Raw genomic sequence first — 15,825 nt, 5'->3', positions numbered from 1 at the left:
GATTCCTTCGTTGCCAAGACCTCTTGAGAGGATGTCATGTCCACTTGCCGCGCCGCAAGCTTCGCATCGCGTAATGTGCCGGAAGCTCTTCGGCGGAAATATTGTGGTTGCACAGTATCCAAGTTGATTTCCCCCCGACGGTACAATATATTGTGGGAAGCTCGGGTTTTTATTGTTTCGGCGCGATAGCACACTTGGGTCGCTTACGAATGCGTATCACATCGGCGGCGGTCGTCCTCTCCATATTGTTCGTCGGCGCGGCGCCTGTCATTGGTCCGAAAGGAAAAGGAAGCGTCAAAGTCACGCTCAAACCTGCGGACGCGGTCAATGCTGGGGCGCAGTGGCGTGTGGACGGTGGAAATTGGAGGGACAGCGGGGACAAGGTACGCAAGCTGTCGCCGGGCGATCACACGATTTCGTTCGCGCCCATCGATGGTTGGAAAAAGCCGAAGGACAAGACCGTAGCCGTTGTTGCCGGCGAGACCGTATCCGTGCGCGGAAAGTATGTGCAGACCGGCCCGCCGCCGCCGGTTGCGTCCGCGACACCAATGGCCGGGCCCGCGCCCCTCACCATTCAATTCTCCGGCGATGCGAACGATCCGAATATCGGCGCCGCCACGTTTTCGTGGACCTTTGGAGATGGCGGCACGTCATTCGACGAAGACCCGACGTATGCGTACCCGATTGGTACGCCGCCGGGCAATTACGATGTGACGTTCATCGTCACCGACAATGGCGGTGTCCAACGCGCGACGACGATTCCGATCACGATAACCGCGGGCGCGGTTTCCGCGGTTGAACAGGTCGAACCCTCTGAATCGGCCGAGATTGTCGTCACAGATGCAGGCAGCCCCATTGCAGACGCGTCGGTAGCCATTCCGAAAGGCGCGATTGACGAACCGCTGGTGATTACGATTGGCGAAGATATCACGACGCCATCGGACTGGCTGGGCCGAGAACCCCTGGTCGAACTGGGTCCGGAAGGTACGACATTCGACAAGGCGGTGACCGTGCGCGTGCCGGTCTCTCCGGCTGTCGCAAATCCGGAAAACGTGCGCATTATTGCGTATGACCCGTCGCGCGGCGCGTGGTCCACGGACGGCATTACCGATATCGTGTACATCGGAGGCGAGGACCGCGTCATTACGTTCAAGACGACGCACTTCACCTTCTTCTCGACATTGGACACGTGGACGATTCAAGACTTGGGCACGCTTGGCGGCGCCACGACGTATGCGTTCAGCATCAACGAAGATTCCCAAGTGACGGGATATTCGTATCCGTTTGTCGCTGCCAATTGGCGGCACGCCATGCTTTGGGAAAGTGGGAGCCCGCTCGAGGATATTCACGATTCGACCGACAAACACAGCTACGGGTTCTCTATCAACGCCGCCGCCACCGTGCAAATCGCGGGCTACACGCAGGTGGAGGATTTCGACGAGGATTTCACGGCATTCGTCTGGGACGCAACAAACGGAATGCAAGACCTCGGCACGCTGGGCGGGACGTCCGCGCAGGCGTGGGGCATCAACGATTCCGGTGTCGTGGCGGGCCAGAGCACGATTGCGACCGGCGAAACGCGCGCGTTTCGCTGGACCTCGGGCGGCGGGATGACCAGTCTGGGAACGCTTGGCGGCGACAACTCGATCGCGACGGCCGTCAACGGCGCAGGGCAAATTGTCGGTTGGTCTGAGGACAACGGAACAAACAAGGAAGCCGCGTTTCGCTGGACCTCCGGGGTGGGTATGGTCAAACTCCAGCAATTTTCGAGCGCGAAGTACAGTTTTGCGCTTTCAATCAATTCCAGCGGTAATTCGGCGGGTGAAGCGCAAATCGGAAACTCGAGTCCAATTCACGCGGCACTGTGGACGGGCACGACGCAGGTTACCGACCTCGGCACGCTCGGCGGTGCATCAAGTGTTGCGCGGGCGATAAATGACAACAACCAAGTCGTGGGCTCCTCGCTCACGAATACGGGGGTCACTCGCGCATTCGGTTGGGACGACACGGGCACAGCGACAATGACAAACCTGAACGATCTGCTGCCCGGTGGATCGGGGTGGGTGCTCGTGGAAGCGTGGGACATCAACAATTCCGGTGAGGTCGTCGGATACGGCACAAAAGACGGCCTCACGCGGGGGTTCTTGCTCAAAAAGGAATAATCATCATGGGTTCGTTCCACGTCCCGCCCGTTTGATGAAGTAGACGATCGCCAACCCGGCGAAGAGTCCATTCGAGATACCCATGATCCCGCCAACAAGGAACGACCGTTGGATCATGATCCGCGCCCATTCCACGTTCGTTGAACTAATCAACAGCATTAGGGGACACACCGCAGCGGTAATCGAGCCAACGATTGCGCCAAGTATCGCGCCACCGAGCGCGCCGCGCAGATAAGTCGGTTTGCCGGCGATGCGCAGTCCCAAGTTGGTTGCTGCGGCAGCGAGAACGCCGCCGACGCCCAAGCCCAGCACGTTGCCCAGCACAAGGCGCAAGAAGTAGACGGCGCGAAACGTTTGCTCGCCCGGCGGCTCGAGCGGAGGCATTCCCCACGTCGCGACCACAACGATCGTCAATACATACGGGGGCATGAGGCCGAAGAAGATGCCCGCGATACCGGCCCACATCAGGATTTTCTCGTGCAATTCCCGCGGTGCGAGCGAGTCCTTCATGATGCAATCTCCTCCGGGTTGGCTGCGGCAGCGAAGCGGCGAACCAGTGTTTCAACGGACCAGAAGTACACGCACGAAATGCCGATCATAATCGCAAGGTAGGCGAGGTGACTCGAGATATACCGATCCATGCCGTTTGGCGTGGCAAACGCGAGGTTGACGTTCGAGCGCGCCGGCGTGATCAGGCGGCTCAGCACAATCAGCGCAAGCATTATTGCGGCTGCAATCCACCACGCCCCACGGTAGATGCCAAATCGCCAAATTGACCAGAGACCGATTGCCAGACCGAGCACGTGGGTGCCCAGCGAGGTGGGCAGAAATTCGCCACCCTGCGACAAATCGAACAGCCACAGCGGCGTACCGAGAGCGAGGTGAAGCGCACCGACGCTCAATAGTAGTTGCGTCCCCGCCAGCAATCCCACACCGACAAACGCTGCGGCAAGGTGACACACCCAGATAGCATGTTCCGGTTCACCGCGAGACACGTGGTACATGGCGTGTACGGCGTACCCCGCGAGCGCCGCCACACCCAGTAACCGTGCACGACCCGACACCCGCATTCGAGTCACCCTCCGATTCGGCGATTCAGTATCATACGGACAAACCCCATCGATTGGAACGAGAAATGCCCTACTTCAAAGAGATTCAGCTACTGGCCGAGCAGGTGTCGCTATGGGCCGATTTGCGCCACGAACAGGGCGCGGACATCGGGAAAGAAGTGCGCCGCGTTACCCGTGAACTCGATGCGGCGCGCAAGCGGTTGCAGCGTGTCGCGGCGGTGGATCGTGAACGTGAGCCGGATGCGTTGCATGCCATTCGAAGGCTTCGGCCAAGAGGACCGCGTAAGCTGGCGAACCCGGCGCTGCGCGGCGATTTTGCGAATCGCCTTCGCGGCGCGTGGCTGGGCCGCGCGGCGGGATGTACGCTCGGAGTGCCGGTGGAGTCGTGGTCCGTCGAAGACATGGAGGAACTGGCGAAACTCGGGTCGCAGCCGTTTCCGCCGGAGGATTACTGGGCCATTCACCCGAAACAGAACGTCGTTCATCACAAAGTAAAGCGGATTAAGGACTATCTCCGCGGCCACATAGCCGAAGTGCCCGTCGATGACGACCTCGCGTACACGCAGTTGGGCCTGCTGATTCTCGAACGATATGGTTTAGGCTTCACGACGGCGAATGTCGCGGAGATGTGGCTCAGACATATTCCGCTCGCCTGGACGGCAGAAGAAGTGACATTGCGCAATCTCCGCGCGGGCATCGTGCCGGAAGAATCGGGCGGCGTCAACAACCCGTATCAGGAATGGATCGGCGCGGACATTCGGAGCGATCCCTGGGGCTACGCGTGCGCGGGGTGGCCGGAACGCGCGGCAGAGTTGGCGTATCGCGACGCATACCTGTCGCATCGCGGCAATGGTGTGTATGGCGCGATGCTTTTCGCCGCGGCGATTGCCGCCGCATTTGCCGTCGACGATCCGATCGATGCGATCAGGGTTGGGCTGACTGAAATTCCTCGCGACTGCCGGCTCGCGCGCGATGTCAGGTGGGCGTTGCGCTACGCGCCAAAACTCAAAACGTTTCGAGAGGCGCGCGCGGCGGTCGAGAAGCGGTTTGCAGGCATGCACCATGTACACACGAACAACAATGCGTGTCTTACGGTCTTCGGACTCCAACTGGGCCGCGGCGATTTTACGAAGACGATTGGCGCATGTGTTGCGATGGGGTACGACAACGACTGCACGGCGGCGACGGCCGGGTCCATTCTTGGCGCGGTCATCGGTATTCGCAGAATTCCCGAGCGATGGTGGAAACCGTTCGGCAATCGGGCGTCTACGTATCTCAAGGGCGTGCAAGCGTTTCGGAACGATGAAATGGTGCGCCGCTTTGCTGCGTTTACTCGGCAAGTCTGGGAAAGCGGATAATCGGTTTCTCGTGTAGAATGAAAGTGTCCTTCAATTACATCCGCGGCAAAGGTTTCAGGCATATGGACCCCATTAAGCATGCTCGCCGATTAGCTGTCACGGTGATAGGTTCTACCGTCCTGTTGGTCGGTCTTGCATTGCTCGTGCTGCCGGGGCCGGCGTTCGTAGTAATTCCAATTGGACTCGCCATTTTGAGCACGGAATTCGTCTGGGCGGCACGACTGCTCAAGCACGTGAAGGAAAACGCCGCGTACGCGGCACAGACCGTTATCGGCAGCGGCAAGAATTCGGGGGCGTCCTCGTATTGGTCGCGCCTGATCGCTTGGCTGAGGCCGGCGCGGACCGCCCCGAACGAATAAGTCAGAATCCGTTCGCGGGGTTCGCGAGCGGCTCCCATGTCAATACCGTCGCCGGCGTGCTCGCCTTTCGCAGTTCAAGGCGATCCCCTTCGCGCAGGTTCAAATACTTCGGTGTGTTGTCGTACGCGAGTACGGCGGGGCCGCGCGTAATCTGTGCGCGCACAACGACCGAGTCGGGCACAATGACGTGACTCGTCAGTTCGGTCGTGTTTTTGAACGCGATGCCGAGGCCAGTATGAAAGACGCCGCGTGTGATCTGGTTGAAGTACGCGGTACTGCCGAATGGCGTGCTGACGATAAACCCGTCGCCGAGGATTTCGATGCCGTTCGCGAAAGGCTCGTTGTCCAACCAGATTCGGAAGCGCACCGCCAGGTTGATGTGCCCCATGTGCACGTTGCACTCGTTCATTGCCGTGACCGAGTGCTTCGGTATTTTTGCGCCATCGTCGAACACGTCGCACGCGATTTTCACGAACTCGGTGCGGGTGAGACGGTCTTTCACCAGACGTTCGATCACCTTCGCGGGCGGATGCGGGATGCAGCGGTGCCCGCGGCGGCTGTTGCGGATCGGCACCTTGGGGACGCCGGGCCACTTGAGTTCGGCGGAAAGCAGGGTGCCGTCGCCGCCAAAGCAAATGACGATGTCCGGAGACTTCTCGACCACCTCGATCTGGGGGAACTTCTCGAGTTGTGGCAGCAGCGCCTGCGCTTCCGCGCCGTACACAATGGCCTTGATCGGCTTGCCCACGCGCAATCCTTCCAGTTTGGACGGGCAGAAACCCGCCCGGCACGATGAATTCTACGCGTACGCCGCGCAAAAGCGAAGTTGAGCCGAAATTCGGTTTGGCGTGACGCAAGTAGAATGGGAAGTGTACGTGGGTATATCGTTTCCGCATTGGTGCAAATCGTCAAGGGGGTAGTCAATGTCATCGCGCGTAACCATTGCATGCACGGTCTTTCTATTTGTGGCGTTCCATGCGGCGGCAGCCGGGCCTCTCATGGCCGGCGTCGCCACGTCGAACATTACGCCGGACACAAAGGAGTACCACGTACCGCTCGGCGGTTACGGCGAGCGGCAGAATGCGCCGGCGACGGGCGTTCACGACAACACGTTGTGCAAGGCGCTTTTGTTGAAACAAGACGATCGCAAGTACGCGTACGTAACCGTCGATCTCGTGGGCATTCCGCGATCGTTGCGCGACGAAACGGTAAAGCGCATCGGCGCCACAGGTATCACGTCGGACACGCTGATGCTCGTCGCAAGCCACAGCCACGGCTCGGTCGAAATGAACGCAATGAACAACAAGAACGTGTTCGAGAATAAGGCGATCGGCATCTACGACGAAAAGCTGCTAATGTTTACGGCGGACCGCATCGCCGAGGCCATCGTGAACGCGGACACACAGTATCAGCCGGTGAAAGCAGGAACGGCGTCGATGAAGTTGGATGGCATGAATCGAAACCGGCGCGATTCGCCGATCATCGACAACGAACTCACCGTCACGCGGATCGACGGGGCCGAGGGGAAGCCCATCGCCGTGTTGGTCAATTGGACGGCGCACCCGACATTTTCCGGACCGCAGACGATGGAAGTGACGGCGGATTGGCCCGGGTACTTGCAGCGCGAGATAGAAGGTTTTCTTCCCGGAGCGACCTGCCTCTACTCGAACGGCGCGGAGGGCGACATCTCGACGGCGGGCGCTCAGGGGCCCAGCGAATTCGCGCGAATGGAAGACTACGGGCGCAAATTGGCCGTAAAGGCCCTCGACCTGGTGTCGACCATCGAGACGACTCCCAACCCCGCATTCGATTTTTCGATGACCACGCTACGTCTGCCGGAACACGTTGTCCCCGCGGCGCTGAAGGACGCAGCGGGACCGGAATACGGCCTTACACCCGAGAACCTGCCTGCGCTGCTCGAGGCGATTTCGCCTAAATCGTCGTACCTCGGCGTGCTCCGGGTCGGCGACTTGCTTGCGGTGTCGATTCCGGGGGAGATGGCCTCGTCGCTCGGCATCGAGATTAAGGACGCATTGCGCGGCGCCGGCGCGAAATACCCGGTCATCGCGGGCCTCGCGAACGAATGGATCAGCTACATGCTGCCGCCGGACGAGTACTACAAAGGAGGTTACGAGCCAGGTGTGTCGTTCTATGGCGAAACGCTGGGACCGACCGTAGTGAAACAGGCGATCGCGGCGGGCGAGGCGGTATTGCCGAAGGCATCGGCTGCCAAGTAGTACACGGAAACGATGGCAGACCACGCGGCTTAAATTGATCCTGCTCGCCGTCGGACTCGTGAATCGTTTACCCGGTTTGTCGAGAATCGATTACGACGACGAGCAGGAGCTCGAGCAGGAAAGTAGGCAAGGTACAAGCCCACTTGCCGGTGTGCCGGCTTATAACATCCGTGACGAAAACCTGCGCGAGATCACATACGTCGTGGCGACAAGAATCATCAACAGTACGCTGTAGGCGAACGCCGAACCGATTCCCGAACCGCGCCATTCGCTGTTGATCTGCACGGCGATGGGAATGTTTGCGGGGACCCACAACAACACCGATGCCACAAACTCTCCGAGGCACGTCGCGAACACAAGCGCGAGTCCAGCGCCGATTGCGGGCGCTACAAGCGGCAAAACAATGCGCCGGAAGCAGTATGCGGGCGACGCGCCGAGCGAGCGCCCGGCCTCGATGAGCGACGCGTCGAACGGTTCGATGGCGGACGCGCAGAAGCGCGTCATGAGCGGGACGTTGCGCACGAAATACGCGAGCGGGACCATCCAGACCGTGCCGACGAGCGGGAGCCAGTTGTCGTTGAACGCCACGATGAGGTTGATGGCGATAACTGTGCCCGGCAATGCCCACGGCACCATCACGAGCGCATTCACCCATGGGCCGCCGCGCTTGCGGCGGGCGATGAGATAGGCCGCGGGCAGCGCGGCGATCAAGGCGCCAATCGCCGCGACGGCACTCATCCACAGGCTGTTGCGAATGGGGCGAAACGCCGACGGATCGCGAAAGATGGCCGCGTAGTTCTCGAAAGTCCACACCGTAGGGAACACTTCCGAATACCATTTCCGGTGATCGACAAACGAGAGCCAGAGAATCGTGATGTGCGGCGCGAGCAATACGGCGATGACGGCCATTGCGCACGCAAACGCGGCCCAACGTCCCGCGGCGCTGCGAATCGATTTGCGCGCGCCCTTGCTCGCGCCCGAACGTGATGCGCGCGACGAGCGAAGCACGAGCACGCCCAGGAGCGACACCGCGGCAAGCACGATCGTAAGCGTTTGCGCGTGGGCGTCGTTGTGCGCGTTCTGCTCTTCGTAAATGCGGACGCTCAACATGGGGTAGTCGTTGCCGAAAATGAGCGGCGCGCTGAACGAGGCGCCGGAGGACATAAACGTGAGTAGCGCCGCGCCGACCAACGCGGGGCGCAGCAACGGCAGGGTCACACGCGTCAATACGCGCCAGCGCGACGCGCCCAGAGTCCGTGCGGCCTCGACGAGCGACGCATCCATCGTTTCCAGCGATGCCGAGACCATCGCATAAAAGAACACGAAGAACGAGTAGGTGTGGATCAACAGAATCGCGCCGGGGCCTTCGAGCGCGGCATGTTCCCAGCCGAGCGCATGCTCCAGGAATCGCGGCACAAACCCGTCCCTGCCGATGATGTAGTAGAAACTCACGACGCCGACGAGCGGCGGCAACGTGAACGGCAGATATGCGAGCGCGGCGACGACGCGTCTGCCGGGGAAACTAAACCGCGCGAGCGCGAGCGCCAGGCCCGTGCCGATAGTACCTGCGCACACCACCGAAAGAGCGGAGATCAGCGCGGTGTTGCGAACCGCGGTCCAACCGCCCTTGCGTGCAAGCGCGTCCGGCTGCCAGCCGGACAACGCCTCGATCAGCAGCCGTGCCGTGGGATAGGCGATCGTGGCGCCGAGCACGAGAAGACAGACCACGAGGAGCGCGCTCTCGAACGCGGATTGCCGCGGGCTCTTGCTCGTCATCGAACCTGACGCACCGGGCTATTGCGCGAGTCGCGCAAGAAAAGCTAGTCCCCGCTGTTTCCGTTGGCGATGTCGCTCTCGACGAAGGCGTGAATCGCGTCGCGGTCGTCGTCGCCGATCTTCGTGTATAGAATTGCCACTTTGAAATGATCGTCGCCCACGTCGTGCGGTTGGCATCGGACGACAATGCCTTCGCATTCGATTCGCCGCAGATTCGGGCGCGGCAGTTCGAGCGCCATACTCATTTTTGTCATGAGCGGAATCGGCTTTACCGTGTGGCACAACACGCCGTTCGCGCTGATGTTGTCGATGTGATTGAGGACGCCGGGGCCTCCGTCGTCCACCACCGCGGGAAACCCGCGCCGGCTGCGCGCGTAGCGCCTGCGTTCCTGGCCCGAATAACGCACAGATGCTTCCCCCTCTCCCTAAGTGACACGCGGTGTAGTTACTGTCTTAATACTAACCGCTCTACGAATGGTATGCAATCGGTTCAGCGGTGTTGCATGAACGATGGACGGGTCAGGAGGCGCCGATCGCTTCTGCGTCTTTTCGATCCGCTGTGCCGAGCGAACGAGCGAGAAAATCGAGTACGCGCCGTTCGTACTCAGTTTGCGCGAAACTCCATATGTTGTCATGTCTCGCGCCCGGCACGGCCCAAAATTCTTTTGGTTCACGCGCTCGATCGAAGATGCGTTTCGATTCGGCAATGGTCGTGTGGCGGTCTTCGGCGCCCGCGATGATAAACACCGGCGCATTCAGATCGGAAATGCGCTCTATCGGCCGAAGTTCGGACGGCCAAAACCCAAGTCGCGGCTTAGACTGAACCAGCAACACCCACGAAAACAATGGGCCAGCGGAACCGAGACTCATTCGCATCCGGTTGTCGACAGCTTCAGCAAGCGTCCCGTACATCGTTTCAAGTATTACGGCATCCGCGCCAAGGAGATCGTCGCCCAGGACCGCAGCTGCGGCGCCCATGGAAATGCCAATGACGGCGACCTTCTTTCCTGGGTACTTTTCGCGCATCCATCTAACCGATGCGCGTGCATCGCGGCTTTCAAGATATCCAAACGTGATGTGGTCGCCGGGACTTTCTCCGTGTGCCTGAAAATCGATGGTGAGAACGGAGTAGCCCGCCGCGCGAAGAAACGGAACGCGATGCACCGGCCCCCAGCGATTGGAGCGCACGCCATGCAGCAACACGACGCAGGCAGTTGCATTGTCGACGGGGAAATGCCATGCGGAGATCGTGCTTCCGGAACTGCTCGAGAAATACGCATCTTCATACGGAAAGTCGAACGGAGGCTCGCCCGCGGACGCAGGCGTTGGCCTCGAGAAGCTTTCGCCAATTCGGATCGCAACGAAGCAGGCGGCGATCAGTCCTACAATTGCCACTGTGAAAAAATAGCGCCAAACCCGCTTGTTAATGTGCGAATTCATGCCTGTTACTCTGCCATCCAAGCGTGATCGGTTGTCAACAAAGCGGCCTTGCCGCATGTCGAAGCGCTGTGATACGGTCGAAGCATGGATCGGTTCGTGGCATCCGCGGCGCTTGTGTGTGCCGCATTTTTCTTGGCCGGATGCGGTAACACCGATTCGTCGAACGCCCGTTCCTCGCAGGTCGATACCATTGCCGCGGTCAACAACCGGGCGCCAGCGCCGCCTTCAGTTCAGCGTCTAACGGTGCAACGATTCGCGGCGCAACCGTCCGATCCCGCTGCGCCAAAAGGGCCAACACGGGCCACGATTCGCGGCGTGACCATGGAGACGCTCGAACTTCCGAAGTACGAATGGGACGTAACAGTTCCAACGCAAGCCTTCTTCACAGCGCACGTGGGACTGCGCGGCGAAAGTCCCGAGCCACCTGCTGGAGCCGCGGCCCATTTTTCCGTCACCGCCGAGCAGCCGGGGGCGCCTGCTGTCACGCTGGTTGATGTCGAGGTCACGGCCGCCGACAAAGGTTGGGTCGAGGTGCGCGCCGACTTGGGGCCCTACGCGGGGGAGCAATTGCGCCTCGTGCTCACTTCGACAATCGCCCCGGCGGAAGGACCCATCCGCGCGCTCTGGGGCAACCCAACAGTCGCGTCAAGCGCTCGGCGCGAAGGCGTTCCTGTCGTGCTGATATCGTGCGATACACTGCGCGCCGACCACCTTGGGTGTTATGGCTATGCGCGCGACACATCGCCAAACATCGATGCATTCGCCAAGGAGTCGGTACTATTCGAGGACGCGGTCACACCCGAGACGTGGACGCTAACCGCCCACCTCAGCATGTTGACAGGGCTGGACCCGCGTCGCCACCGCGTGACCGCGAACACGAATCTCGCGGAGGAGATTGTCACGCTCCCCGAAATCCTCCGCGACGCGGGGTACGCCACCGGCGGTTTTACCGGGTACGGTATTTGGCTGAACCCGGCGCGCGGATTTGCGCAGGGATTCGACCGCTATTCCACTCCGCCAATTACACGTCATTTGTTCAAGACGCTCGATCATGTGTACCAGTGGTTAGACGCCAACGCGCACGCGCCTTTCTTCCTCTTCTTTCACAATTACGACAGCCACAGCAAGTTCAAGGAATCCGATTGCGTCGGCTGCGACTTGCCGTACTATCCGCCGCGCCCCAGGTTCCTCAAGTATGCGAGCGAACTGACCGAACCGCCCAGCTTGCGCGCCGCCGGAAGGTTGCAGGCGACAGACCTGCTATTCGCCGCAATCGAAGGTAAGGAGTCGCTGAGCAAGGAAGAAATCGAATACATGATCGCGCTGTACGACGATGCAATACGCGGTGTAGACGAGGGCGTAGGCAAATTGTTCGATGCGCTTAAGGAACGCGGCGTGTACGACGACGCGATCATCATCGTCACCTCGGACCATGGCGAGAATTTCGGCGAGAACGGACAGTTCCTGCACGAGCACGTGTACGAAGGGTCGGCAAGAGTGCCGCTCATCATTCGGTTTCCGAACGGCAAACATAGCGGCAAACGGGTGCCGAAGATGGTACAACTGACCGACCTTGCGCCGACAGTCCTCGATCTATTGGGATTGCAGGGGCCGGCGATGGACGGGGAAAGCCTGATGCCCATCGTTCGCGGCGAGAGAGAGCCTCGGCAAAATGCGTTCATCACCCGATTGGAGTACGCATCGGTCCGCACGAACGAATGGAAATTGATTCGCAATACCGAGACCAAATCCGAGGAACTGTACCGTATCGAAAGCGATCCCGCGGAAACCGTGGACCTGATTGCGTCGGCCCCGCCGGAACTCGCCGCGCTGCGCGCCGACCTCGACCGCTCGCTCAGCGAAGTGCCGCAGACCCCCGTCGGCAGTCCGACGCGGCCGTTGACGCAGGAGGAGATCGAAGCGCTGCGAAATCTGGGATACGCCGCAGATATCGAATAAGGAAGCCCCATGGCTGAAGTAACCACCGACTTTGAAGAGGTATCGAAGGGCTTGCCCCGGCTCGATGCGCCATCTCCGCTTGCCGCCATCGCGCGCCAAGACGCGGTCGCGGCGTGCCTGCTGTTGTTGGGCGCGGGTGCGGCGCTTGTCCTTGCGAACACCGCCGCGTCAGAGTGGTATCACCACCTTTGGCATATCACGTTTGGCTTGTCGTTCGGCGGCGCCGAACTGAAACAATCGTTGCATGTCTGGATCAACGATGGTCTGATGGCGATCTTCTTCTTCGTCGTTGGCCTGGAAATCAAGCGCGAATTGCTGGTCGGCGAACTTGCGTCGTTCCGCAAGGCGCTGCTGCCGGCGGTCGCCGCGCTCGGCGGCATGGTCTGCCCCGCGCTGATCTTTCTCGCGATCAACTGGGGCACGCCTTCCGCGCGCGGCTGGGGTATCCCCATGGCCACGGATATCGCGTTTGCAACGGGCGGTCTCGCACTGTTGGGCAAGCGCGCGCACCCTGCGCTGAGCGTGTTTCTCGTTGCCCTCGCCATTGTGGACGACCTCGGCGCGGTGCTGGTTATCGCTGTCTTCTACACGCAGCAGATAGCGATGTTGCCGCTGATTGTCGGGGCCGTGCTCGTGTCGATTTCGTTCGGCCTCAATTTGCTGGGCGTGCGGCGCGTCTGGCCGTATGCGCTCATCGGCGCGATTGTGTGGTGGGCGTTCCTGCAATCCGGCGTTCATGCGACTATTGCCGGCGTGCTCCTCGCGTTCACCGTTCCCGCACATGCGCGATACGAGACACCGCATTTCAACACACGCATGGGCGCGTTGTTGCGCAAGTTCGCCGCCGCGGAGGACAACGTCAACCCGTTGCAGGTCAATCACCAGCAACAAGAGATTATCCGGTTCATGCAACGGGAGCACGTGCTTGTCGAGCCGCCGCTACAACGAATCGAGTTCGCGCTGCATCCGGCGTGCGTCCTGTTCATACTCCCGCTGTTTGCGTTCTCGAACGCGGGCGTCACGCTCGAATTCGGCAGCATCGGCGGAATGCTGATCGAACGCACCACGCTCGGCGTGTTTTTCGGCCTCGTGCTCGGCAAACAGATCGGCGTCACGCTGTTCTCGTGGCTCGCGGTGAAGCTGCGTCTCGCGGACCTTCCCGAAGGCATGAAATGGATTCATGTATATGGCCTGTCGTGGCTCGCAGGCATCGGGTTTACGATGGCGCTGTTCATTAACGAACTCGCGTTCAAACCGCTCCCCGGCGAAGATGCCGAGGTCCTGGGGCGGTTCCTCGCGGAAGGCAAGATCGCGGTGTTCATGGCGAGTTTCGTCGCCGGCGCCATTGGTCTGTTTGTACTGCGGCTCGCTGCAAAGGTCCCCATAACCGAATAGTGGTATGTGCTACGCGTACCAGACGAGGTACACGCAGTTGGGCCCCCGACACATCAATGCGTCGCGTTCGCGCTCAACCGTTTGTATTGAGTTATCGTATGTCGGCTTCGTTCTTGTCGAACCCTTGTGCGCCAATTGCATCGGCGAATTTGGCGACTGCGCCCTCAGAAAACGTGCCTGATACGAAAATTGGGTATTCGCAAAACGCGTCATGCCACTGCAACAACACCCGCGTCCCATCATGGACGTAGATATGGATCGATGGAGTTGTGATTCTATGTTTATCCGCCAATTTTGCCGCTACCTCCATTAGGTCTGATCGCAGAGGGACGTGAAACCAGTCCGATCTTGGCCAGATCGTGCCCGCCGCGATTTTCAAGGGTGCCTGGATCGCGTGCGCCGATAACCACGTCGAAAATCGACGTTCGGTCGTTCCTTCAAAGCACACGTACGCGGTTTCCGGGAATAGCACGGGGAGGCCGCGGAGAAAGGTCGCAGCATTGCGGGTCCCGGAAACCTCCCAATACATAGTGTCTTGGAGCGTTACGCCTGCTGCGGCTTCGAGTAACCTGCCGCGATACTTGTACAGCCGCGAACGAACTAACAGCCGAATTCTTTGAAGAAAGCCCATCGGTCACCAAACTGAGCCGTGAAGTGATTCGTCAATTCTTGCGTTTTCGGAAGAACACCCTGTACGGCACTTTCTCCATCGGTGCGCCGTCGATCTCCGCGTACGGGTAGATGAACTTGTTCAGCGGGGGGCCGGCTTGTTTGGGCGCGAGCGTGATGTCGCGGCCGTGGGTAAACTTGAAGAGGTCGGCGGATTGCGACCCGAAGTTGTAGTCGCGGAGTTCGGGATGTTTGTCAGCCTCGGAAATGTCGAGCGGTATCCAGCCGACGCCTTCCACGTAAAAGCGCGGCCAACAATGGTAGAAAAGAATTCTGCCCTCGGTCCCCTTTGTCCGAATGGGAAACCCGAATTCGTGATCGGCCGGGATACCTTGATTGCGCATGACCGCGATGAACATGGAGGTGTAATCGCTGCAATCGCCCGTCTTCGAGTCGCACGCCCAGCGCACGTCGCCGATGCCCGCGCCCTTTGCGCCGAAATCGTACTTGAATTGATCGATGAGCCAATCGTACATCTTACGCGCGGCGACAATGGGAGGATCGGCATCGAGTTTCAACTCCCGTGCGATGGCGTTGATGGGTTCAGTTGCGACGGGAATGAGCCTGTTCTCTTCCAGGTACGCTGTCAGTTTTGGGTCTGCCTTTGGGTTCGTTGCGAGCGATTTCGATTCCGGCGCCACGATCTCGGTCCGCTGAATCTCGAACTTGATTTCCGCACTCAATTTGCCGTCGCGCAAATCGTCCTCGAACGGCGCCTCGAAGCGCTTGTACCACATCTTATTGCCGTATCTCGGCTCGGTGTCGATCACGCCGCCGGCGGGATGGCTCACCGTAACCGAAGACACGACTTGGCCATCGGTGTCCTGCGCGACGGGAATCCACAGGTCGATAACCGACGCGCCCTCCGGGATGGGATCGACGGCGGCGAACAGCGTAAGTTCGACGTTGCGCTGCGCGGGCGGATCGGCGTACGCGCCAACAAATGGTATGACTGTGAGCATTGGCGCCAGCAGTGGTGCAAGCGCGGAACATGCGTTCATAATGAATTGCCCTTTTTACCCGATGCGCGATCGTGCCACGCCGGACGTGGGCAATCAATCGCCATTGGTTGGCGCAGAGTAGTCCCCAATCGAAAATACTCCTTTACAAACCGTTAGATTTGTGTTAGCGTAACACTGCGGTCTGAGGAGGTGTCTGAGTCGAAAGGTGAGGCACAATCACGTCTGCGTTGGAGTCTTCGCTGTCAAAAGGTTGGAGTCGCTATCGCATTAAGTGTTGGAGTGTTGAGAGCACCGGAAACTCACCGATCCCCGTGCTGCAACGAAAAATGTCGACCTCAGGGTAAAGGGCCTGTCAGAGATGACTAGCCGACAGGGGTAGGCCGGGGCCCCTCCGCCCCCTTAAAAGGGCAACGCGCGCACACGCGCGTGGGTATACGT

At 60.0% G+C, this 15,825-nt stretch carries 13 protein-coding genes; 6 read left to right on the top strand and 7 right to left on the bottom strand.

The window, feature by feature from the left end; genetic code table 11:
• Positions 1-209: 209 nt before the first annotated feature.
• Positions 210-2,162, top strand: coding sequence for a PKD domain-containing protein (locus HUU46_11705; GenBank protein ID NUM54301.1), 1,953 nt, complete (start codon positions 210-212; stop codon positions 2,160-2,162).
• Positions 2,163-2,165: 3 nt separating this feature from the next.
• Here HUU46_11705 and HUU46_11700 read toward each other — a convergent pair whose 3' ends face one another.
• Together HUU46_11700 and HUU46_11695 are read right to left on the bottom strand one after the other, a co-directional pair.
• Positions 2,166-2,672 carry a hypothetical protein gene (locus HUU46_11700; GenBank protein ID NUM54300.1) on the bottom strand — a complete coding sequence of 169 codons (507 nt, stop codon included), beginning with the start codon at positions 2,670-2,672 and terminating at the stop codon, positions 2,166-2,168.
• Positions 2,669-3,232: a hypothetical protein gene (locus tag HUU46_11695; GenBank protein ID NUM54299.1), complete on the bottom strand. Its 564-nt coding sequence runs from the start codon at positions 3,230-3,232 to the stop codon at positions 2,669-2,671. Before HUU46_11695 ends, HUU46_11700 begins: the two co-directional genes overlap by 4 nt.
• A 65-nt stretch (positions 3,233-3,297) precedes the next feature.
• Here HUU46_11695 and HUU46_11690 point away from each other — a divergent pair, with 65 nt between their 5' ends.
• Both HUU46_11690 and HUU46_11685 read left to right on the top strand, forming a co-directional pair.
• On the top strand, positions 3,298-4,590 hold the full coding sequence (locus tag HUU46_11690; GenBank protein NUM54298.1) for an ADP-ribosylglycohydrolase family protein: 1,293 nt from the start codon (positions 3,298-3,300) through the stop codon (positions 4,588-4,590).
• A 17-nt stretch (positions 4,591-4,607) separates the two neighbouring features.
• Complete coding sequence (locus tag HUU46_11685) at positions 4,608-4,949, top strand: PGPGW domain-containing protein (protein NUM54297.1); 342 nt, start codon at positions 4,608-4,610, stop codon at positions 4,947-4,949.
• Position 4,950: 1 nt separating this feature from the next.
• Here the strand turns inward: HUU46_11685 and HUU46_11680 are convergent, their stop codons facing one another.
• Positions 4,951-5,697 carry an NAD(+)/NADH kinase gene (locus tag HUU46_11680; GenBank protein ID NUM54296.1) on the bottom strand — a complete coding sequence of 249 codons (747 nt, stop codon included), beginning with the start codon at positions 5,695-5,697 and terminating at the stop codon, positions 4,951-4,953.
• 175 nt (positions 5,698-5,872) lie between these two features.
• On the opposite strand from HUU46_11680, the gene HUU46_11675 reads away from it, so the two are divergent.
• A complete protein-coding gene (locus tag HUU46_11675) occupies positions 5,873-7,186 on the top strand; it encodes a neutral/alkaline non-lysosomal ceramidase N-terminal domain-containing protein (GenBank protein NUM54295.1) in 1,314 nt (437 codons plus the stop codon).
• 159 nt (positions 7,187-7,345) lie between these two features.
• Here HUU46_11675 and HUU46_11670 read toward each other — a convergent pair whose 3' ends face one another.
• The 3 genes from HUU46_11670 to HUU46_11660 all read right to left on the bottom strand — a co-directional run bounded on the left by HUU46_11670 (position 7,346) and on the right by HUU46_11660 (position 10,402).
• Positions 7,346-8,962: an iron ABC transporter permease gene (locus HUU46_11670; GenBank protein NUM54294.1), complete on the bottom strand. Its 1,617-nt coding sequence runs from the start codon at positions 8,960-8,962 to the stop codon at positions 7,346-7,348.
• Between the two features lie 44 nt (positions 8,963-9,006).
• Positions 9,007-9,369 (bottom strand): PilZ domain-containing protein, encoded by a 363-nt coding sequence (locus HUU46_11665; GenBank protein NUM54293.1) that lies wholly within the window; start codon positions 9,367-9,369, stop codon positions 9,007-9,009.
• 112 nt (positions 9,370-9,481) lie between these two features.
• The gene (locus HUU46_11660) at positions 9,482-10,402 is read right to left on the bottom strand and encodes an alpha/beta fold hydrolase (GenBank protein NUM54292.1); all 921 of its coding nucleotides are present in this window, start codon (positions 10,400-10,402) and stop codon (positions 9,482-9,484) included.
• Positions 10,403-10,486: 84 nt separating this feature from the next.
• Here HUU46_11660 and HUU46_11655 point away from each other — a divergent pair, with 84 nt between their 5' ends.
• Together HUU46_11655 and nhaA are read left to right on the top strand one after the other, a co-directional pair.
• Complete coding sequence (locus HUU46_11655; protein ID NUM54291.1) at positions 10,487-12,361, top strand: sulfatase; 1,875 nt, start codon at positions 10,487-10,489, stop codon at positions 12,359-12,361.
• Between the two features lie 9 nt (positions 12,362-12,370).
• On the top strand, positions 12,371-13,756 hold the full coding sequence (nhaA, locus tag HUU46_11650) for a Na+/H+ antiporter NhaA (protein NUM54290.1): 1,386 nt from the start codon (positions 12,371-12,373) through the stop codon (positions 13,754-13,756).
• 662 nt (positions 13,757-14,418) lie between these two features.
• On the opposite strand, the gene HUU46_11645 is transcribed toward nhaA, so the two are convergent.
• Complete coding sequence (locus HUU46_11645; GenBank protein ID NUM54289.1) at positions 14,419-15,426, bottom strand: transglutaminase domain-containing protein; 1,008 nt, start codon at positions 15,424-15,426, stop codon at positions 14,419-14,421.
• Between the last annotated feature and the right edge of the window lie 399 nt (positions 15,427-15,825).

Source organism: Candidatus Hydrogenedentota bacterium, from assembly GCA_013359265.1.
Taxonomy (GTDB): Bacteria; Hydrogenedentota; Hydrogenedentia; order Hydrogenedentales; family SLHB01; genus JABWCD01.
The sequence above is the reverse complement of the archived record's forward strand: the minus strand, read 5'-3'. Positions and strand labels throughout refer to the sequence as shown.